The sequence below is a fragment of the Acidovorax soli genome, assembly GCF_014207955.1.
Lineage (GTDB): Bacteria > Pseudomonadota > Gammaproteobacteria > Burkholderiales > Burkholderiaceae_C > Acidovorax > Acidovorax soli_A.
Genome location: NZ_JACHLK010000004.1, coordinates 64100 through 82906 on the forward strand (window position 1 = coordinate 64100; position 18807 = coordinate 82906).

An 18807-nucleotide genomic window follows, 5' to 3' on the forward strand; every position below is an offset into this window, starting at 1 on the left:
GACGAGAGAGTGAGTGACTGACGCATGCGCGCAGATGTATTTTTGGTGGAGTTTGGCCACGCGGCCACGCGCTCGCAGGCCCAGCGACTGATCGCGGCCGGGGTCGAGTGGCGCCTGTCGCCGCTGTCGCCCTGGCAGAAGGTCGCCAAGAACGGCGACGACATCCCCTCGGTGGCCGAGTTGCGGCTGCTCGACGGCGCCGAGGCGAAGTACCTCTCGCGCGGCGGCCTCAAGCTCGAGGGAGCGCTGGCGGCCACGCAGCTGTCCCCGAAGGGGCTGCGCTGCCTGGACGTGGGCCAGAGCACCGGCGGTTTCACCGACTGCCTGCTGCAGCACGGGGCGGCCCAGGTGATCGGTGTGGACGTGGGCCACGGCCAACTGCACGAGCGGCTGCGCAACGACCTGCGTGTGGTCGGCGTGGAAGGGCTCAACGCCCGCGCCATGACCGCCGAATCGCTGCAGGAAGGCTGCGAGGAGGCCTTGTCCGAGCATGTGGAAACCGAGATCGAAGACAACGACACCCAGCCCGTGGCGCCCTATGCCTGGATGCGCAACGGCGGCGAAGTGGGCGACGAGTACGACGACAGCGACGATGCCAAGGAGCAGGACGTGGAGGCCTTCAAGGCCGAGCGTGTTGCCAAGGCACGCGCGCGGGCCGAGGGCACCGTGCCCACGGAGCGCCGCCGCCGTGCCGGGCGGGAGGATGTGGACATCACGCCGGCTTTCGACCTGGTCACCGGGGATTTGTCCTTCATCTCGCTCACGCTGGTGCTGCCTGCGCTGGTGCCGCTGATGAAACCTGGCAGCGCCCTGCTGATGCTGGTCAAGCCGCAGTTCGAGTTGCAGCCCGGCCAGGTGGGCAAGGGCGGCATCGTGCGCGACGAGTCCCTGTACGCGGTGGTCGAGCAGCGCATCCGCGACTGCTGTGCCGAACTGGGCCTTTCCGTGCAGTCCTGGCTGGACAGCCCCATCAGCGGTGGCGACGGCAACCGCGAGTTCTTTGTTTTTGCGAGGAGGGCCGCATGAATGCAGCCAAGGCGCAGGCCACCGGCTTTCCGGTGAGCCTCGAATTCTTTCCGCCCAAGACACCTGCGGGCGCCGACAAGCTGCGCGCCGAGCGCCAGCAGCTGTATGCGCTGAACCCCGAGTTCTGCTCCGTCACCTATGGTGCGGGCGGCTCCACGCAGGAGGGCACCTTCAGCACGGTGCGCGAGATCCTGGCCGAGGGTGTGCCTGCGGCCTCGCATTTCTCGTGCATCGGCGCGACGCGCGAATCGGTGCGCGCCCAACTGGCCGAACTCAAGGCCATGGGCGTCAAGCGCCTGGTGGCGCTGCGCGGCGACCTGCCCAGCGGCTATGGCGCGGGTGGCGAGTTCCAGTACGCCAGCGACCTGGTGGCCTTCATCCGTGCCGAGACCGGGCGCGACTTCCACATCGAGGTGGCGGCCTACCCCGAGGTGCATCCCCAGGCCCGCTCGCCCGAAGCCGACCTCCGGGCCTACCTGGCCAAGGTGCAGGCCGGGGCCGACGTGGCCATCACCCAGTATTTCTACAACGCGGACTCGTATTTCCGCTTTGTCGACGATGCGCAGGCCCTGGGCGCCAGCATTCCGGTGGTGCCCGGCATCATGCCCATCACCAGCTCCACCCAGCTCATGCGCTTCTCGGACGCCTGCGGCGCCGAGATCCCGCGCTGGATCCGTTTGCGCCTGCAGGCCTTTGGCGACGATACGGCGAGCATCAAGGCCTTTGGCCTCGATGTGGTGACGGATTTGTGCGACCGGCTGCGCAGTGCTGGTGTGCCGGCGCTGCACTTCTACACCATGAACCAGAGCGCGGCCACCCTGGAAATTTGCCGCCGCCTGGTGCTGTGAGCGGTGACCAACGGTAATATTCACACCCTTTGTTTCATTTTTTCTGGTGCGCCATGAAGGTTGTATTTGCCGTGATGCTGGCCCTGCTCGGGGCCCTGAGTGTGTCGAGCGTGGGGGCGCAGACGCGCTACCACTGCCGCGATGCCAACGGGAACAACTACTCCATGTCCCGTCCCTGCCTGGAGGGCAGCACCACCCGGACGATTGAAGCCGGACCCGCGCAACCGTCCTACTCCTACAGCCAGCCTTCCCGTTCCACGACGGTGCGAACGGCCCCGAGCGAGCCGGACCATTACAGCTACATGAGCGGGCGCTGCCGTGCGCTGGACGAGAACATCCGCAATGCCTATTCGCGCAAGATTGCGCCGGATGTGGTGCAGGGCATGCGCAACGAATACCGCCGCGATTGCGCCCAGGAGGAGCAGGACGCTTCCGATCGCTTCTACCAGGAGCGGCGCGCAGGAGACAGGCAGCGCCGAGAGGAAGAGAAGTCGGCCCAGCTCGCGGCCCAGTCTGCCAGCGAAATGGATGCCCGCAAGGCCCAGCAATGCGCCGAGTCGCAGCGCATCCTGAACAGCAAGAAGGCCCGCACCGACCTCACCGAAGGGGAGCGGGCCGACCTCAAGCGCTTTGAAGAGGCGTTTCTTGCGCGCTGCAAGCGCTGACTTCTTGCGAGGGACCGCCTGCGCGCTGGCCGCCTGCCTGCTGTGGTGGCCTGCGGCATGGGCCGAGGACGTGGGTTTGCGCCTGGATGGCGCGACGGGGAGCGAGCTTAGGGTGCCGCCGGACTCCGCCGAGACGCTGCCACTGCGCGCTGGGCCTGCGATGGGACCAGGACTTTCCCGTCCCAGCCTGCTGGCGGATCAGGCTGGCATGGAGGAAGAGGAAGACGACGACGCCGTTGCCGATGCGTACGAAGGCCCCCTGGAGACGGGCCTGGCTTCCTGGTATGGCCAGCGCTTTCACCGGCGGCGCACGGCCAGCGGAGAGCTGTTCGACATGAATGCCATGACAGCGGCGCACCGCACGCTGGCCTTTGGCACCCGCATCTGCGTGCGCGACCGCGAGACTGGCAAGGGCGTTGTGGTGCGGGTCAATGACCGGGGCCCGCATGTGGCCAACCGCATCGTGGACCTGAGCCGTGGCGCGGCCCTGGCCCTGGGGGTGCAGGGAGGGCTCAAGCCGGTGGATGTGTTCCCCGTCGGCGGCGATGCTGTAACCTGCCCTCCCGTTCCTCTGGACACTCTCCCGCAGCGCTTTGCACTGCCTGAGGCCCGTGAGGCGCAGGCACCCGCGGCCAGTGGTCGCCGCACAGGGACCCCGCGCCTGCTGCGCTCCCCTTGAGCGGCGCTTTCGGCCTCCTGGCTATCCGCCGGATTCCAGCGTGTGCGTGGCGTTGCGGTCCTGCGCCAGCAGCTCGGCCATCTGGGGCAGGGCGTCCTTGAGTGCCGCCTTGAGCGTGAAGGGCGGGTTGATCAGGAACATGCCGCTGGCCGGCAGGCCGGGCCGCTTGGCTTCGCCGCTGGCGGTCTCGCCCATCTTGCTGGACTTGACGGTCAGCGTGGCATGCAGCCAGCTCTTGCCCGCCTTGGTGGCCAGGGTCTTCAGGCGGCGCGGCAGGTCATGGGCTTCCGGGCGCGGGATGATCGGGTACCAGAAGGCATAGGTGCCGGTGGCAAAACGCTTGAGCGAATCCGCCGCCATGTCGAGCACCTTGCCATAGTCGTTCTTCATCTCGTAGCTGGGGTCGCACAGCACCAGGGCGCGGCGGGCCGGTGGGGGCAGGAACTTCTTGAGGCCCTCGAATCCGTCTTCGTGCAGCACCGCCACCTGGCGCCCCGCTTCGAGCTGGGCCACATTGCCGGCCAGCGCGCGCAGGTCGGTGGGGTGCAGCTCGAACAGTTTGAGCTTGTCGTGGTCGCGCAGCAGGCGCTGCATGATGAAGGGCGACCCGGGGTAGACGCGTGTGGCTGCGCCTTGGTTGAAGGCACGCACCATGTCCACATAGGCCTGCAGGGCGGGCTGGAGCGCCGGTGTGCCGGGGGCGACCAGCCGGGCGATGCCGTCGGCTGCTTCGGCGCTGGTGCTGGCGTAGTCGCCATCCAGCCGGTACAGGCCGGCGCCTGCATGGGTGTCCAGCACGGTCAGGGCCGCGTCTTTCTCGGTGAGGTACTGCAGGGTGGCAATCAGCACCGTGTGCTTGAGCACGTCGGCGTGGTTGCCTGCATGGAAGGCGTGGCGGTAACTGAACATGCCCCAATGGTAACGAGTGTCTGCGCCCGGGCCGCGATTTCGGGGCGCATCAGACCGCACAACACCCGTCAATCAGGGCTTTCAGCCGCCACAGGTGGCACGGACAATGCAGGACAGGGCAGAATTGCGTGCTGGGAGGTTGCTGCGTGACGTTTTTGGCAGATATGTGGCTTTTTGTTTCAATGCCATCGGCTGTCATGCCTCATGATCGCTGGTGCCGCGGGGCGGCCCCTCGCAGCAGCCTCCTGGCCGCCGTTCCGGCGACCTCCCCGCCCAGCCTGTTCGCACAATGACCGAAACCTCTGTTCCTGCTCCTGCCAGCGCCGTCAGCCATGTCGATGCGCTGCCGCCTGGAACGCGGCTGGCCGAGTTCGAGATCCTGGCGCTGCTGGGTGTGGGTGGCTTCGGCATGGTCTACAAGGCCTTCGACCACTCGCTGCACCGGGCGGTGGCGATCAAGGAGTACATGCCTTCGGCACTGGCCGGGCGCGCCCAGGGCCAGTCGCTGTGGGTGCGCTCCTCGTCCGACCAGCAGACCTTCCACGCCGGCCTTGAATCCTTCGTGGGCGAGGCGCGCCTGCTGGCACAGTTCGACCACCCCTCCCTGGTCAAGGTGTTCCGCTTCTGGGAGGCCAATAACACCGCCTACATGGTCATGCCGCTGTATTCGGGCATGACCTTCAAGCAGGCGCGCGCGCAGATGCGCACGCCGCCCACCGAGGAATGGCTGCGCAAGCTGCTGTGGTCGGTGTTGGGCGCCCTGCGCGTGCTGCACGAGGGCAAGACCCTGCACCGCGACATCTCGCCCGACAACATCTTCCTGCAGGACAGCGGCCCGCCGGTGCTGCTGGACCTGGGCGCGGCGCGCCATGCGATCAACGACAAGGACCACAAGCACACGGCCGTGCTCAAGGTGAACTACGCCCCCATCGAGCAGTACTCCGAAGGGGACGATGACCTGCGCCAGGGCCCCTGGAGCGACCTGTACTCGCTGGCGGCCGTGGTGCACGGCTGCCTGTGCAATGACACGCCCCTGCCGGCCACGCTGCGCTCCATCAAGGACCGCATGGTGCCGTTCTCGCGGGTGGCCAAGACCGTCAGGAAGCAGTTGGGGGTCGAGTATTCGCCCGCCTTCGTGGCCGCGATCTCGCAGGCGCTCTCGCTCAAGCCGGAGGACCGGCCCCAGAGCATTGACGCCTTCCTGCAGCTGATGGAGATGACCACGCCGCCCGAGGGCGTGGAGCATTTCGACTTCCGCGCCGACCTGGGCGACATCTGGGTGGAGCCGGCCGATCAGCCCGGGCCCGGCCTGCTGACCCCGACCGTGGACGTGACGGCGGCGCCCGCCATCGTGGCCCAGATCGAGGCCCAGGCGAACAAGGCGCTCGAGGAGAACGCCGAAGCAGCACCGGCCGAGGAATACCCCGATACAGTGCAGCGGGGCGCGGCCGACACCGTTTTCATGGATCCTGTCGATACCCAGGTCCTGGAGGTCCCCGTGCCCGGCGCAGAGCGCAAGGCGGCGCGCCATGGACGTGGCGAGTCCGGTGGTGCAGCGGGCCGGGTGCGCGCAGCCCTCACCGAGTCCGAGCGTGCCAGCGCGGCCCTGGCGGCACGCGCCGGCCGCAGCCCGAACCGGATGCCGGTCTGGCTGGTGCTGGGCGCCGCTGGCTTGGCCGTGGCCGCCGCCGGGGTCTGGTGGTCGCAGGATCGCGGCCAGAAGGCCGCGCCGGTCGACGATATCATCACCGAGATGGCCGAGCCGGCGCCTGCGGCCTCCGAGGCTGTGGCCGTGCTCGTGCCTGCATCGGAGCCCGCCGCCATGGCGGCGAGTGCGCCGCTCGCGCCGGCGGTGGCTGACCCCGCCTCGGCAGCCGCGCTCCCCAAGCCTGCGCCCAAGCCCAAGCGGGCGGTGGCGTCCGAGCCCGCGCCCGCGCCCGTCGTGGTCCACGAGGAGCCGCCACCGCCGCCCCCGCCACCACCACCGGTGGAGCGCCCCCGCCCCGCGCCGGTGCGCGTGCCATCGCCCCAGGAAGCGTGCGCCGACGCCAGCTTCCTGGCACGCCCGATGTGCATCCACAACGAATGCCAGAAGCCGTCCCAGGCGGGATCCGCTATTTGCGTGGAGAACAAGCGCCGCTACGAGGCTGAGGAGGCTCGCCGCCGCCAGTCGCCCTGAGCGGTGGTGGCGGTACCTGGGGCTGCGCGGCCGGTGCCGGTGGCGTGGTTTTGGCGCCTTCGCTTGCGCTCCTGGCCTGGTAATTCGTATAATCGAGGGCTTCGCAGCGCTTTTGTGGTCCCGCGGCGAGGAATTTCATGCCACCTAAGAGGCTTCCTACAGAGAAGCACCGACCGTGGAAAAGGACCCGCCAAACCCTCTTTTCGAGAGAAAACTCATGACTACCACTTTCAGCGCCAAGCCCGCTGAGGTCGTGCACGAGTGGTTTGTGATTGACGCGACCGACAAGGTCCTCGGACGAGTAGCCAGCGAAGTTGCTCTCCGTTTGCGCGGCAAACACAAGGCCATTTACACGCCTCACGTCGATACCGGTGACTTCATCGTCATCATCAACGCAGCCAAGCTCAAGGTCACCGGCACCAAGTCCCTGGACAAGGTGTACTACCGCCACTCGGGTTACCCCGGCGGCATCACGGCCACGAACTTCCGCGATCTGCAAGCCAAGCACCCCGGCCGCGCGCTGGAGAAGGCCGTCAAGGGCATGCTGCCCAAGGGTCCTCTGGGCTACGCAATGATCAAGAAACTCAAGGTGTATGGCGGTGCAGAGCATCCCCACACCGCCCAGCAGCCCAAGGCGCTGGAAATCTAAGGAGCCTTGAGATGATTGGTGAATGGAACAATGGCACCGGCCGTCGCAAGTCCAGCGTCGCCCGCGTGTTTCTGAAGAAGGGCACTGGCAAGATCACGGTGAACGGCAAGGACATCCAGTCCTACTTCGGCCGCGAAACCTCGATCATGATCGCCAAGCAACCCCTGGTGCTGACCAACCATGTCGAAACCTTCGACGTGCAGGTCAACGTGCACGGTGGTGGTGAGTCCGGCCAGGCCGGCGCAACCCGCCACGGCATCACCCGCGCCCTGATCGACTACGACGCGACGCTCAAGCCCGCACTGAGCCAAGCCGGCTTCGTGACGCGCGATGCCCGCGAAGTGGAGCGCAAGAAGGTCGGTCTGCACTCCGCACGCCGCGCCAAGCAGTTCTCCAAGCGTTAAGCCTGGGCTGCCTTGCAAAAAAACCGCCTTCGGGCGGTTTTTTCGTTTAAGGTGCGCTCTTCGTTTTTCCTCCTCCTTCCATGCGTTTGCGCCTTCTTCGCCGCCGGCTGACCATCAGCGCCCCCCGCGTGGCCATCCGCAGTGCCATGCCCTGGCCTGTGCGCTGGCTGCTGCTGGCCGTGGTCTTTGGGCTGTGCGCCGCCGTGGCGCTGTGGGCCTTCGAGTTCGGCAAATCCATCGCAGGGCTCGATTCCGGCGCCCGGGACGAGCTGGTGCGCCTGCGCAGTGAAGTGGCGCGGCTGGTCGAGGAGACGCAGCGCCAGCATGCGGTCTCGCAGACGGCTGAGAGCATCCTCACTGCCGACCGGGCCACCTTGCAGACCCTGATGGCCCAGGTGCGGCAGCTGGAGGCCGAGAACCGCACGCTGCGCGAGGACCTGGGGTTCTTCGAGCGGCTCATTCCCGCCGGCTCCACCGAAGGCGTGGCCATCCGCGGCCTGCACGCCGAGACCGTGGGGGGCATGCAACTGCGCTGGCAGGTGCTGGTGATCCAGGCGGCCCGCAATGCGCCCGAGTTCAATGGCCGGCTCGAACTGGTGCTCGCGGGCACGCAGGATGGAAAGCCCTGGACCCAGACCTTCCCCCAGGGTGCGGCGCTGCAGCTGCGCCAATACCGGCGACTGGAGGGCTTGTTGACCTTGCCCGCCGATGCCGTGGTAAAAACCGTGACCGCGCGGGTGCTGGATGGCAGCAACCTGCGCACCTCTCAGACCATGGCCCTGGCGGCTGAATAGCCGCCGCCCCACCGCCAGCCACCGGGCATGCGGGTGGCAAGCCAGGGTTCTGCCTTTCATTTTGCTGTGGATGGACGACCGCCTGCCGGCCCCCTGGCGCGTGCGGGCGGCCATCCCTGACCCAGGAGTTTTGCCCATGTTTTCCCGCAAGAAGCAGCCCCCGATCAAGAGCCTGGTGGCCCATGGCACCCGCATCGACGGCAATGTGCTGTTCGGCGAGGGCATGCGCATCGACGGCGAGGTGGTGGGCGACATCCGCTCGGGCACCGAGCAGCCCAGCATCCTGGTGATCTCGGAGACCGCGCAGGTCGAAGGGGCCGTGCATGCCGACCACGTGATCGTCAATGGCACGGTGACCGGACCGGTCCATGCGGCCGAGCTGCTGGAACTGCAGCCCAAGGCCCGCATCACGGGCAATGTGCACTACAAGGCGCTGGAAATGCACCAGGGCGCGATGATCACGGGCCAGATGTGCCCCCTGGCCGTGGTGGCCGACGAAAAGCCCCCACTGCAGTTGTCGTCAAAGACGGCAGCGCCTGAATCTCCGACTGCTTTGCAGTAGTATTGGCGCAAACCCTGATAACGGAGTCCCACCCATGAGCGCAGTTGCCGAGAACATCCAGACCGAAATGCCCGCCCCCATCCTGTTCACCGACAGTGCTGCGGCGAAGGTGGCGGACCTGATCGCGGAAGAAGGCAACCCGGACCTCAAGCTGCGCGTTTTTGTGCAGGGTGGCGGCTGCTCGGGCTTCCAGTACGGCTTCACGTTCGACGAGATCACGAACGACGACGACACCACCATGACCAAGAATGGCGTTTCGCTGCTGATCGACGCCATGAGCTACCAGTACTTGGTGGGTGCCGAGATCGACTACAAGGAAGACCTGCAGGGCGCCCAGTTCGTGATCAAGAACCCCAACGCCACGACCACCTGCGGCTGCGGTTCGAGCTTCTCTGCCTGAGGACGCCGAGCCGTGCGCACCACGGTCCCGGTCCATCCAGCAAGCCGCCTTCGGGCGGCTTTTCATTTGGGGCTTCCGCTTCTCCGCACCTGATCTGCACGGTACCGCATGCAGCAAGAACCCTCGCGCAAAGTCCTCCTCTGGCTGGTGGCCGTCGGCTTCTTCATGCAGACGCTGGACGCCACCATCGTCAACACCGCGCTGCCCGCCATGGCCAAGAGCCTGGGCGAGAGCCCGCTGCAGATGCAGTCGGTGGTCGTGGCCTACTCGCTGGCCATGGCCATGCTGATCCCGGCCTCGGGCTGGCTGGCCGACCGCTTCGGCTCGCGCCGGGTCTTCTTTTCGGCGATCGTGCTGTTCGTGATCGGTTCGGTGTGCTGCGCCATGGCGCAGAACCTGGCACAGCTGGTGGCGGCGCGCGTGGTGCAGGGCCTGGGCGGGGCGCTGCTGCTGCCGGTAGGGCGGCTGGTGGTGCTGCGCACCTTTCCGCGCGAGCAGTTCCTGCAGGCCATGAGCTTTGTGGCCATTCCCGGCCTCATCGGCCCGCTGATCGGCCCCACACTGGGCGGCTGGCTGGTGGAGGCCGTGTCCTGGCACTGGATCTTTCTGATCAATGTGCCCGTGGGGCTGGTGGGCTGCATCGCCACGCTGCGCTACATGCCCGGCGAGCCTGTCACTTTCGTCACCCGCTTCGACCTGGCGGGCTACCTGATGCTGGCCTTCGGCATGGTGTCCCTGTCGCTGGCGCTCGACGGGCTGGCCAGCATGGGCCTGCGCCAGGCCAGCGTGCTGGTGCTCATGGTCTTTGGTCTGGCCAGCCTGGTGGCTTACTGGCTGCACGCGGCGCGCCGCGCCGACCCGCTGTTCTCCCCGCGCCTGTTCTCGGTGGACACCCTGCGCATCGGCCTGCTGGGCAACCTGTTCTCGCGCCTGGGCAGCTCCTGCATGCCCTTTTTGATCCCGCTCTTGATGCAGGTCACCATGGGCTACTCGCCCCTGCAGGCCGGCATGATGATGCTGCCGGTGGCCCTTGCCGGCATGTCGATGAAGCGCTTCACCACACCGCTGATCACGCGCTTCGGCTACCGCCAGGTGCTGGTGGGCAACACGCTGATGGTGGGCCTGGTGATGGCCAGCTTCGGCCTGGCCGACCCGGCCCAGCCGCTGTGGCTGCGTGTGCTGCAGCTGGCGGTGTTCGGGGCCGTCAATTCGCTGCAGTTCACGGCCATGAACACCGTCACGCTCAAGGACCTGGACCATGCCATGGCCAGCAGCGGCAACAGCCTGCTGTCCATGGTGCAGATGCTGGCCATGGGCATGGGGGTGGCTGCGGCCGGCGCGGTGCTGGCAGCGTTCACCGCCTTCTTCCAGCCGGCGGGTACTGCGCAGACGCTCTCGGCGTTCCAGTCCACCTTTGTCTGCATGGGGCTCATCACCGTGGCCTCGGCCGCCATCTTCTGGCAGCTCTCGCCCGAGGACCGCGCCAGCAGCCAGGCGGCCACCACGGCCGACGCTGCAGACCACGGATGAAGGGTCAGGCCGGGTAGAGGGCGCCCAGGATGCGTTCGCCTGCAGCGCCGGTCACGCTGGCCAGGTTGCCCGGCAGGCCCTCGATGGCCTGGCGTGCCAGCCAGGCGAAGGCGGCGGCCTCCACCTGCAGGGCGGGCAGGCCCAGGGTATCGGTGGCAACGACCTGGAGACCGGGGCAGGCCGCTTGCAGGCGTGCCATCAGGTGGGTGTTGAGGGCGCCGCCGCCACACACCGCCAGGGTCTGGGCGCCTGCACCATGGCGCCTGGCATCGTCGGCGCAGGCCAGCGCTGTGAACTCCGTGAGCGTGGCCTGTATGTCCTGGGGCGCGCATACGGCAAAGGCCTTCAGCCGGCTGCTGAGCCAGGCGGGGTTGAACAGGTCGCGCCCCGTGCTCTTGGGCGGTGGCTTGTGCAGGAAGGGCTCCTGCCGCAGCAAGGCCAGCAGTTCGGGCAGCACCTGCCCGTTGGCGGCCCAGGCGCCGGCGGCGTCATAGGGCTGGCCGGTGTGCAGCTGGCACCAATGGTCCATCAGCGCATTGCCGGGCCCGCAGTCGAAGCCGCGCACCTGGCCATCGGCGCCGAGCACGCTCAGGTTGGAGATGCCGCCGATATTGAGCACCAGCATGGTTTCGCCCGCGCGGCCGAACACGCCGCGGTGGAAGGCCGGCACCAGCGGTGCACCCTGGCCACCCGCCGCCACGTCGCGGTTGCGAAAGTCCGCCACCACGGCGATGCCTGTGCGCTCGGCCAGCAGGGCAGGGTTGTTCAGCTGCAGGGTGTAGCCCGTGCCATCGAATTCCTGTGGCCGGTGGCGCACCGTCTGGCCGTGGGCGCCGATGGCGCGGATGGCCTGGGGCGCCAGGCCACTGCGTTCCAGCAGGCTGTGCACCACGCTGGCATAGGCGCGGGCCAAGCCGCTGCCGGCCAGGGCAGCGCGGTGCAGCTCGTCGCTGCCCGGGGTGTTGAGGGCCAGGAGTTCCGCGCGCAGTTCCGGGGTGAAGGGCGCGCTGGCATGGTGGCTCACCACCATGCGGCCACCGGAGAAATCCGCCAGCACCCCGTCGATCCCGTCGAGCGAGGTGCCGGACATCAGGCCGATGTACAGCTCCGAAGTCAACGCGGCAGGTGTGGCCGTGGAGCGCTCGATCAACATGGTGCTGTGGGGTGTACGCAATCCATGAAACTGGCACGCACAAGGCCGGGGCCGCCGCGCAAGGGCCGCCCCGCCGCGCTGGCGGCGTCCCCCTGGGGGCTGAGTGCCGCGGCTCTAAGCCTGCCTGCGCAGGCTTGGACGGCAACGAAGGGCGATTGCCTCTGGCGATTGCACCGAGGCGCGAAGCGACTCAGGGGGGGCACTTTACTCCGCGCTGGCTTGTTCGATGGAGGCAGCGGCCGAGAGCTGAATGCGCATGGCCGATGCCAGGCGGTCGAAGGCGGGGCGGCCGGCCTTGGACACGGGGGCTGCGGCTTCGCTGGCGGCCACGATGGTCTGGGGATCCTGGTGCACGCCGTTCACGCGGAACTCGAAGTGCAGGTGCGGTCCGGTGGCCCAGCCCGTGGAGCCCACGGCGCCGATGGTCTGGCCCTGCTCGACCGACTGGCCCTGGCGCACGTCGATGCGGCTCAGGTGGGCGTAGACGGTGACATGCTGGTTGCGGTGCTTCACGAAGACCACGTTGCCGAAGCCGTTCTGCACACCCGCGAATTCCACCACGCCGTCACCCACGGTGCGCGCGGGCGTGCCCGTGGGGGCCGCGAAGTCGGTGCCCAGGTGGGCGCGCCAGGTCTTCAGGATGGGGTGCATGCGCATCTTGAAGCCGCTGGTCACGCGCGAGAACTCCACCGGGGAGGTCAGGTAGGCGCGGCGCATGCTCTCGCCGTCCAGCGTGTAGTAGGCGCCTTTGGTGGCGTTGGCTTCCTGGAACCAGATGGCCTGGTGGGTCTTGTTGTTGTTGACGAACTCGGCGCTCAGCACGCGGCCGCTGCTCAGCGGTTCGCCGTCGGCTTCCAGGGTTTCGTAGACCACCGAGAAGCGGTCGCCCTTGCGCAGCGAGCGGCGGAAATCGATGTTGCCCGAGAACAGCTCGGCCATTTGCACGGCCACGGCATCGGGGATGTTGGAGGCGTCGGTCGCGGCGAACAGCGAGCTGTTGATCACGCCGCCAGCCAGGCGGCTGCTGGTCGTGAGCTTGGCCGTTTCCACGCGCGAGCTGAATTTCTCGCCCGTGCGCTCCACGATCAGGCGGCGGAAGTTGCCGCTGTCGTCCGGCACCCAGCGGGCCGTCAGGCGCACCAGGCGGTGGTCGTCGGTGGTCTCGGCCGAGACGAAGCGGCCGGTGCGGCCCAGCATGTTCTGGCGCACGGTGTTGTCACCGCGCAGGAAGGCGGCAGCGGCCGGGTCGGCCACGCCCATGCGCTGCAACAGGGATTCGGGGGTGTCGCTGCTGCGCACCTGTTCGGAGCGGAACAGCGAGAAGCCGGGCGCGTCGAGCTGGCCCAGCACCAGGTTCTCGGCCAGCGATTCCACCGGGTAGTTGACCATGCGCACCGGCATGTCGGCCGGATCGGGCGCAAACGAGGCCACGGCAAATGCGCCGCCGCCGCCCGTGAGCAGCAGTGCTGCAATGGCGGCGGTGATGCGTTTGGGGTGTTGTTGGATGCTCTGGGACAGTCGGTCTAGCAAAGCCGCGCTGGCGGTGGTCAAGCCGTGAATCAAAGGTCTATCCCCAGTATGAGAGTGGTCTCCTGGCACTTCCCCGGTGTGAATGCGGGGCAAGGCCAAGCGCACAGACTGTCTGTTTGCAGCGATTCGACAGGGCACGAGGCGGGTCGAAACAGCGGGCCCATTAGAATCCGCCTTCGCAATGTGGGCTGGAGTATAGCGGTGCACGCTGTATAGACATCCCAAAAAACCCTTATGAATCAATCTGCTGTTACAACGATGCCGGTTTCCGATGGTGTAGGACGGGCGCTTGAAATCTCGCTGCGCGGCGTGCAGGAACTGCTGCCCCAGGACGAATGGGTCAAAAAGCTCGCGCGCTCCGAAGCCACGGGCAAGCCCCTGCGCATCAAGCTGGGCCTGGACCCCACGGCACCCGACATCCACATCGGCCACACGGTGGTGCTCAACAAGATGCGGCAGTTGCAAGATCTGGGCCACCAGGTGATCTTCCTGATCGGGGATTTCACCAGCCTGATCGGCGACCCCTCGGGCCGCAACAGCACGCGCCCGCCGCTCACGGCCGAGCAGATCAAGGCCAACGCCGAGACTTACTACCGCCAGGCCAGCATGGTGCTGGACCCGGCGAAGACCGAGATCCGCTACAACAGCGAGTGGAGCGAGCCCCTGGGCGCCAGCGGCATGATCCAGCTGGCCGCCAAGTACACGGTGGCGCGCATGATGGAGCGCGACGATTTCCACAAGCGCTTCACCACCGGCCAGTCCATTGCGGTGCACGAGTTCCTGTACCCGCTGATGCAGGGCTACGATTCGGTCGCCCTGCAGAGCGACCTGGAGCTCGGTGGCACAGACCAGAAGTTCAACCTGCTCATGGGCCGCCACCTGCAGCAGGAGTATGGCCAGGAGCCGCAGTGTGTGCTCACCATGCCGCTGCTGGTGGGCCTGGACGGCGTGGACAAGATGTCCAAGTCCAAGAACAACTACATCGGCATCACCGAAGAGCCCAACACCATGTTCGCCAAGGTGCTGTCGATCTCGGACACGCTGATGTGGGACTGGTACACCCTGCTGTCCTTTTTGTCCCTGGAGCAGATCGCGGTCCTCAAGGCCGAGGTGGCCGGCGGGCGCAATCCCAAGGACGCCAAGGTCATGCTGGCCAAGGAGATCACCACGCGCTTCCACAGCGCGGCAGCCGCCGAAGCGGCCGAGCAGGATTTCCACAACCGCAGCAAGGGCGGCGTACCCGATGAGATTCCCGAAGTCAGCCTCTCCGGCGCGCCGATGGGCATTGGCGCCCTGCTCAAGGGCGCCAACCTGGCCCCGTCCAGCAGCGAAGCCGGCCGCCTGATCGATGGCGGCGGTGTGCGCGTAGACGGTACCGTCATCAGCGACAAGGGCCTCAAGCTCGACGCCGGCACCTATGTGGTGCAGGTGGGCAAGCGCAAGTTCGCCCGCATCACGCTGGGCTGAGCGTCCCCCGCGTTTCCCGCCCACGCCCTGCCGGTGCACGCCGGCAGGGCGTTTTTCATCATGGTGCGCTGGCCACTGCGCGCAGCGTGGCCAGCATGGCCTCGGTGTGCGGATCGGTGTCGGCCGCGCGGTAGGCCAGGTACAGGGTGGAAGCCGCATCCCGTTCGGTGATGGGCTTGTAGGCCACGCCTTCCAGGGCCATGCAGCGCGTGTCCTGCGGCACGATGGCGATGCCCAGGCCGGCAGCGACCAGGCCGACCATGAAGGCCGGCTCGCGCGCCTCGCGCACCACGCGCGGGCGAAAACCGGCCTGCGCGCACAGCTGCATCACGGGCCAGTACAGGCCGATGCCGGCATCGCGCGGGTAGGTGATCAGGGCCTCGTCCGCCAGGTCGGCCATGGCGACGGCCTCCTGGCGGGCCAGCGCATGCCCTTCAGGGACGGCCGCGACCAGTGGGGCGCGGTACCACTGCTCCAGGTGCACGCCCTCGGGCGGGCGCATGTCGGGTTTGCGCAGGATGCCCACGTCCAGCACCCGCTCGTACAGCGCGCCCAGTTGCGCCACGGAAGCCATCTCCTGCAGGTCGATCTCCACATGGGCGTGGTCCCGGCCGAAGCCGCGCAGCGCGCGCGGCAGGCGCTCGGTGAACATGGCCGAGGCCGTGACCCCGAGCGCAATGCGCCCGAAGATGCCGGCCGAGGCGCTGCGCGCCGCCTCCGTGGCGGCCTGGGCGGCCGCCAGGATGGCGCGGGCGCGCACCAAAAACTCCTTGCCCGCCTGGGTCAGGAACACGCGCCGCGTGTCGCGCACGAAGAGTTCGGCGCCGATCTCCTCTTCGAGCGCGCGGATCTGCGTGCTCAGCGGCGGCTGGGCCATGTGCAGCCGCAGGGCCGCACGCGTGAAATTGAGCTCTTCGGCCACGGCCACGAAGTAGCGCAGGTGGCGCATTTCCATGCGAGGACTCCGATCGTTGAAGGGTATTTATATTTTTTAGATACCTATTTTTATCCAAAAACAGTATTTCCGGATATTGATGGGGATCCCTAGCATCCGTCCTGTCGCCGCCCAAAGCCGTGCGGCCAAGTAAAAACAGGAGACAAGCTTGAACCCCCATCCGCCATTCGCCCGGCCCGTCCGCGCGTTCCTCGCCCCCTCTGCACGTGCCGCCTGGGTGCTGGCCGCTGGCCTGGCCGCCGGTACTTTCGGCACGGCCCATGCCCAAAGCGGCGTGACCATCTTCGGCACGCTCGATCTCAACATCACCCATGCCAAGGCCGGCAACACCTCGGCCACCACCATGTCCTCGGGCGGCAACCTCATCCCCAGCCGTCTGGGCTTTCGCGGCACCGAGGACCTGGGCGGTGGCCTGGCCGCAAGCTTCTGGCTGGAGGCGCAGCTGCTGCCCGATTCGGGCGCGCTCGAAGGCTCGGCCCTGTTCCACCGCCGCTCCACCGTGAGCCTGTCCGGCACCAGCTGGGGCGAGGTGCGCCTGGGCCGTGACTATGCGCCCACGTTCTGGAACGTCTCGCAGTTCGCCCCCTTCGGCACCGTCGGGGTCGGCGGCTCGGCCAACATCATCGAGGGCTGGCCCTTCGGCACGGGTGGCGCCCGCACCTTCGTGCGCTCGGCGAATTCGCTCGGTTACCTGCTGCCACGCAACCTGGGCGGCGTCTACGGTCAGGCCATGGTCGCCGCGGCCGAGGGGGCCGATGGCGCGCGCTATACCGGTGCCCGGCTGGGCTACGCCGCCGGCCCGGTGGACGTGGCGGCCGCCTACGGCGAGACTCCAGCCAAGGGGCAAACCAGCAAGGTGGCCAACATCGGTGGTTCGTACAACTTCGGCGTGGCCAAACTCATGGGCTATTGGCTGGACCAGCGCGCTGCAGGCACCAAGCATTCCAACTGGCTGCTCGGTGCCACGGTGCCGGTCGGCGAGGTGGGCACGGTGCGTGTCTCGGTGGCCGAGGCCAAGGCGCGGGGCACCGGGGTGGGTGGTGACGGCGCACGCCAGATTGCCGTGGGCTATGTGCACGCGCTGAGCAAGCGCACGGCCCTCTACGGTGCGTACTCGCGCATCACCAACCGGGGCCAGGCGGCGTTTGCGACCAGCGAGTCCCCTGAAGGGGCGCCGGGTGCGAACGCTTCGGGTCTGCAGTTCGGCATTTCGCACAACTTCTGAGCCAGGAGCACGCCATGCACAAGCGCAACACCCTTCTTCGTCTTCTGGCCGCTGCCGCCACCCTGGCCTGCGCGGGTCAGGTCCATGCCCAGGCCACCCCGGGCTGGCCCAACGGGCCGGTGCGGCTCATCACCCCCACCCCGGTGGGCGTGGGCGCCGACGCCTTCGCACGGCTCTATGCCGACCGGCTGGCCAAGCTGCTCTCGGCCCCTGTGGTGGTCGAGAACCGCCCCGGCGCATCGAGCACGCTGGCCACCGATGCCGTGGCCAAGTCCCCGGCCAATGGCCAGGTCTTTCTGTTCTCCACCAGCCTGCCCATCACCACGGTGCCGCACCTGATGGCCAAGCTGCCCTACAACCCCGAAAAGGACCTGGTGCCCGTGGCGGCCCTGTTCCGCGGCGGCTCCTTCATCGTGGCAAGCCCGGCGTTCAGCGGCAAGTCGCTCAAGGACCTGGTGTCCATCGCCAAGGCCAAGCCGGGCAGCATCAACTACGCCACCTACGGGCCCGCGAGCACGGCCAACCTGGGCATGGAGCTGCTGCAGGATGCGGCGGGCATCGAGATGGTGCAGATCGCCTACAAGCAAAGCGCCATGCCCGACCTGATGGGCGGCCAGCTCGACGTGGGCTGGGAGCCGGCTTCCTCGGCGCTGCCCAATGTGCGCTCCGGCAAGCTGCGTGCGCTGGCCTACACGGGCGACAAGCGCAGCCCCACGCTGCCCGATGTGCCCGCGCTGTCCGAGATCTACCCCGGCCTGGAGCTGTTCACCACCATCGCGGTCTGGGCGCCTGCGGGCACCCCGGCGCCGGTGCTGGAGCGCATGCGCAAGGCCTTCGAGGCCGCTTCCAAGGACCCGCAGGTCGTGAGTGCCCTGCACGAGACCGGCAACGAGGTGCTCAGCATCACGCCGGCCCAGATGCAGGCCAACCTGGCGCGCGAGTCGCAGTCCATGGAGCGCCTGATCAAGGCCAAGAAGATCGCCATCAACTGACCCAGCAAAGCCGCCTGCCCATGTCCGTCCCACTTTCGTCCCCCTTGTCGCCCGCTGCCGGGGCTCCCTGGCTGATCGACCGGCTCACCCACGGCCAGCCGGTGGCCGCCTTCGGGGTGCGCGGTGCCCGCACGCCCGAGATCGCGCGCCTGGCCCAAGCCAGCGGCCATGAGGTGATCTGGGTGGACCTGGAGCACAGCACCATGCCCATCGACGTGGCCGGGCAGATCTGCGCCTGCGCGCTGGACATCGGCCTCATGCCGCTGGTGCGTGTGCCCGAGCGCGAGTACGGCGTGATCGGGCGCCTGCTCGATGCGGGTGCGATGGGCATCATCGCGCCGCGTGTGGAAACCGCCGCGCAGGCGGCCGACATCGTGGCCGCCTGCCGTTTTCCGGCGCAGGGCCACCGTTCGGCCATAGGCACCTTGCCCCTGGTGCAATACCGCCGCATGGCGCCCGAGGCCCTGTACCGCGCGGCCGACCAGGCCACGCTGGTCAAGGTGCTGGTGGAAAGCCCGCTGGGCATCCGCAACATGGCCGAGATCGCGGCCGTGCCCGGGGTGGACCTGCTGGCCATCGGCACCAACGATCTGAGTGCGGAGCTGGGCGTGCCCGGCGACTTCCGCCACCCCACGGTGCGCGCCGCGCACGAGGCTGCCCTGGCCGCCTGCCAGGCGGCGGGCAAGCCCCTGGCCATCGGCGGCATTGGCGACGCGGCCTACAGCGCCGAGCTGGTGCGCCTGGGCGCAGCGCCGCTGCTCATGACCGCCATCGACACCGACCTTCTTCTTACCGCCGCGCAGGCCCGCGTGGCGCAAGCCCTTGCAACCCTGTCCTGAA

Annotated in this window: 19 protein-coding genes; 15 read left to right on the forward strand and 4 right to left on the reverse strand. The window is 67.8% G+C overall.

What is annotated here, in order from left to right; all coding sequences use genetic code 11:
• The first annotated feature begins 24 nt into the window (after positions 1–24).
• The 4 genes from HNP48_RS11960 to HNP48_RS11975 all read left to right on the forward strand — a co-directional run bounded on the left by HNP48_RS11960 (position 25) and on the right by HNP48_RS11975 (position 3218).
• The gene (locus tag HNP48_RS11960) at positions 25–1026 is read left to right on the forward strand and encodes a TlyA family RNA methyltransferase (RefSeq protein ID WP_184857165.1); all 1002 of its coding nucleotides are present in this window, start codon (positions 25–27) and stop codon (positions 1024–1026) included.
• A complete protein-coding gene (gene metF / locus HNP48_RS11965) occupies positions 1023–1874 on the forward strand; it encodes a methylenetetrahydrofolate reductase [NAD(P)H] (RefSeq protein WP_184857166.1) in 852 nt (283 codons plus the stop codon). The genes HNP48_RS11960 and metF overlap by 4 nt, the downstream gene beginning before the upstream one ends.
• Positions 1875–1927: 53 nt before the next feature.
• Positions 1928–2539, forward strand: a complete 612-nt coding sequence (locus HNP48_RS11970; protein WP_184857167.1) for a hypothetical protein — start codon at positions 1928–1930, stop codon at positions 2537–2539.
• Between the two features lie 208 nt (positions 2540–2747).
• Positions 2748–3218 carry a septal ring lytic transglycosylase RlpA family protein gene (locus HNP48_RS11975; RefSeq protein WP_260420212.1) on the forward strand — a complete coding sequence of 157 codons (471 nt, stop codon included), beginning with the start codon at positions 2748–2750 and terminating at the stop codon, positions 3216–3218.
• 21 nt (positions 3219–3239) lie between these two features.
• Here HNP48_RS11975 and HNP48_RS11980 read toward each other — a convergent pair whose 3' ends face one another.
• Positions 3240–4127, reverse strand: a complete 888-nt coding sequence (locus HNP48_RS11980) for a 23S rRNA (adenine(2030)-N(6))-methyltransferase RlmJ (RefSeq protein ID WP_184857169.1) — start codon at positions 4125–4127, stop codon at positions 3240–3242.
• A 289-nt stretch (positions 4128–4416) separates the two neighbouring features.
• Here HNP48_RS11980 and HNP48_RS11985 point away from each other — a divergent pair, with 289 nt between their 5' ends.
• From HNP48_RS11985 to mdtD, 7 genes are all read left to right on the forward strand, one after another.
• Positions 4417–6306, forward strand: coding sequence for a serine/threonine-protein kinase (locus HNP48_RS11985; RefSeq protein ID WP_184857170.1), 1890 nt, complete (start codon positions 4417–4419; stop codon positions 6304–6306).
• 217 nt (positions 6307–6523) lie between these two features.
• Positions 6524–6955, forward strand: coding sequence for a 50S ribosomal protein L13 (rplM, locus tag HNP48_RS11990; RefSeq protein WP_026437700.1), 432 nt, complete (start codon positions 6524–6526; stop codon positions 6953–6955).
• An 11-nt stretch (positions 6956–6966) separates the two neighbouring features.
• Positions 6967–7359 (forward strand): 30S ribosomal protein S9, encoded by a 393-nt coding sequence (gene rpsI / locus HNP48_RS11995; RefSeq protein ID WP_184857171.1) that lies wholly within the window; start codon positions 6967–6969, stop codon positions 7357–7359.
• An 80-nt stretch (positions 7360–7439) separates the two neighbouring features.
• Positions 7440–8153, forward strand: coding sequence for a DUF6776 family protein (locus HNP48_RS12000; protein WP_184857172.1), 714 nt, complete (start codon positions 7440–7442; stop codon positions 8151–8153).
• Between the two features lie 136 nt (positions 8154–8289).
• On the forward strand, positions 8290–8715 hold the full coding sequence (locus tag HNP48_RS12005) for a polymer-forming cytoskeletal protein (RefSeq protein ID WP_184857173.1): 426 nt from the start codon (positions 8290–8292) through the stop codon (positions 8713–8715).
• A gap of 34 nt (positions 8716–8749) precedes the next feature.
• The gene (gene erpA, locus HNP48_RS12010; RefSeq protein ID WP_007856958.1) at positions 8750–9115 is read left to right on the forward strand and encodes an iron-sulfur cluster insertion protein ErpA; all 366 of its coding nucleotides are present in this window, start codon (positions 8750–8752) and stop codon (positions 9113–9115) included.
• Between the two features lie 108 nt (positions 9116–9223).
• Complete coding sequence (gene mdtD / locus HNP48_RS12015; RefSeq protein ID WP_184857174.1) at positions 9224–10645, forward strand: multidrug transporter subunit MdtD; 1422 nt, start codon at positions 9224–9226, stop codon at positions 10643–10645.
• Positions 10646–10649: 4 nt separating this feature from the next.
• On the opposite strand, the gene HNP48_RS12020 is transcribed toward mdtD, so the two are convergent.
• Together HNP48_RS12020 and HNP48_RS12025 are read right to left on the reverse strand one after the other, a co-directional pair.
• Positions 10650–11798 (reverse strand): anhydro-N-acetylmuramic acid kinase, encoded by a 1149-nt coding sequence (locus HNP48_RS12020; protein ID WP_184857175.1) that lies wholly within the window; start codon positions 11796–11798, stop codon positions 10650–10652.
• 204 nt (positions 11799–12002) lie between these two features.
• Positions 12003–13361, reverse strand: coding sequence for a M23 family metallopeptidase (locus tag HNP48_RS12025; protein WP_184857176.1), 1359 nt, complete (start codon positions 13359–13361; stop codon positions 12003–12005).
• A gap of 201 nt (positions 13362–13562) precedes the next feature.
• Here HNP48_RS12025 and tyrS point away from each other — a divergent pair, with 201 nt between their 5' ends.
• Positions 13563–14795, forward strand: coding sequence for a tyrosine--tRNA ligase (gene tyrS, locus HNP48_RS12030; protein WP_184857177.1), 1233 nt, complete (start codon positions 13563–13565; stop codon positions 14793–14795).
• A gap of 58 nt (positions 14796–14853) precedes the next feature.
• Here the strand turns inward: tyrS and HNP48_RS12035 are convergent, their stop codons facing one another.
• Entirely contained in the window at positions 14854–15750 is an 897-nt protein-coding gene (locus HNP48_RS12035) for a LysR substrate-binding domain-containing protein (RefSeq protein WP_184857178.1), read from the reverse strand.
• 148 nt (positions 15751–15898) lie between these two features.
• On the opposite strand from HNP48_RS12035, the gene HNP48_RS12040 reads away from it, so the two are divergent.
• Genes HNP48_RS12040 through HNP48_RS12050 form a run of 3 tightly spaced genes read left to right on the forward strand, consistent with a single transcriptional unit; the run spans position 15899 to position 18806 of the window.
• Complete coding sequence (locus HNP48_RS12040; RefSeq protein ID WP_184857179.1) at positions 15899–16975, forward strand: porin; 1077 nt, start codon at positions 15899–15901, stop codon at positions 16973–16975.
• 14 nt (positions 16976–16989) lie between these two features.
• Positions 16990–17967 (forward strand): tripartite tricarboxylate transporter substrate binding protein, encoded by a 978-nt coding sequence (locus HNP48_RS12045; protein WP_184857180.1) that lies wholly within the window; start codon positions 16990–16992, stop codon positions 17965–17967.
• 20 nt (positions 17968–17987) lie between these two features.
• Positions 17988–18806, forward strand: coding sequence for an HpcH/HpaI aldolase/citrate lyase family protein (locus tag HNP48_RS12050; protein WP_184857181.1), 819 nt, complete (start codon positions 17988–17990; stop codon positions 18804–18806).
• Position 18807 lies beyond the last annotated feature (1 nt).

What these genes read in the sequence shown, in the direction of transcription:
- HNP48_RS12005 (WP_184857173.1), top strand. Translation starts at nt 8,290, where the DNA reads ATGTTTTCCCGCAAGAAGCAGCCCCCGATCAAGAGCCTGGTGGCCCAT.
- tyrS (WP_184857177.1), top strand. Translation starts at nt 13,563, where the DNA reads ATGAATCAATCTGCTGTTACAACGATGCCGGTTTCCGATGGTGTAGGA.
- HNP48_RS11985 (WP_184857170.1), top strand. Translation starts at nt 4,417, where the DNA reads ATGACCGAAACCTCTGTTCCTGCTCCTGCCAGCGCCGTCAGCCATGTC.
- HNP48_RS12045 (WP_184857180.1), top strand. Translation starts at nt 16,990, where the DNA reads ATGCACAAGCGCAACACCCTTCTTCGTCTTCTGGCCGCTGCCGCCACC.
- HNP48_RS11970 (WP_184857167.1), top strand. Translation starts at nt 1,928, where the DNA reads ATGAAGGTTGTATTTGCCGTGATGCTGGCCCTGCTCGGGGCCCTGAGT.
- HNP48_RS12035 (WP_184857178.1), bottom strand. Translation starts at nt 15,750, where the DNA reads ATGGAAATGCGCCACCTGCGCTACTTCGTGGCCGTGGCCGAAGAGCTC.
- HNP48_RS11975 (WP_260420212.1), top strand. Translation starts at nt 2,748, where the DNA reads ATGGAGGAAGAGGAAGACGACGACGCCGTTGCCGATGCGTACGAAGGC.
- HNP48_RS12020 (WP_184857175.1), bottom strand. Translation starts at nt 11,798, where the DNA reads ATGTTGATCGAGCGCTCCACGGCCACACCTGCCGCGTTGACTTCGGAG.
- rpsI (WP_184857171.1), top strand. Translation starts at nt 6,967, where the DNA reads ATGATTGGTGAATGGAACAATGGCACCGGCCGTCGCAAGTCCAGCGTC.
- mdtD (WP_184857174.1), top strand. Translation starts at nt 9,224, where the DNA reads ATGCAGCAAGAACCCTCGCGCAAAGTCCTCCTCTGGCTGGTGGCCGTC.
- HNP48_RS11980 (WP_184857169.1), bottom strand. Translation starts at nt 4,127, where the DNA reads ATGTTCAGTTACCGCCACGCCTTCCATGCAGGCAACCACGCCGACGTG.
- HNP48_RS11960 (WP_184857165.1), top strand. Translation starts at nt 25, where the DNA reads ATGCGCGCAGATGTATTTTTGGTGGAGTTTGGCCACGCGGCCACGCGC.
- rplM (WP_026437700.1), top strand. Translation starts at nt 6,524, where the DNA reads ATGACTACCACTTTCAGCGCCAAGCCCGCTGAGGTCGTGCACGAGTGG.
- metF (WP_184857166.1), top strand. Translation starts at nt 1,023, where the DNA reads ATGAATGCAGCCAAGGCGCAGGCCACCGGCTTTCCGGTGAGCCTCGAA.
- HNP48_RS12000 (WP_184857172.1), top strand. Translation starts at nt 7,440, where the DNA reads ATGCGTTTGCGCCTTCTTCGCCGCCGGCTGACCATCAGCGCCCCCCGC.
- HNP48_RS12050 (WP_184857181.1), top strand. Translation starts at nt 17,988, where the DNA reads ATGTCCGTCCCACTTTCGTCCCCCTTGTCGCCCGCTGCCGGGGCTCCC.
- erpA (WP_007856958.1), top strand. Translation starts at nt 8,750, where the DNA reads ATGAGCGCAGTTGCCGAGAACATCCAGACCGAAATGCCCGCCCCCATC.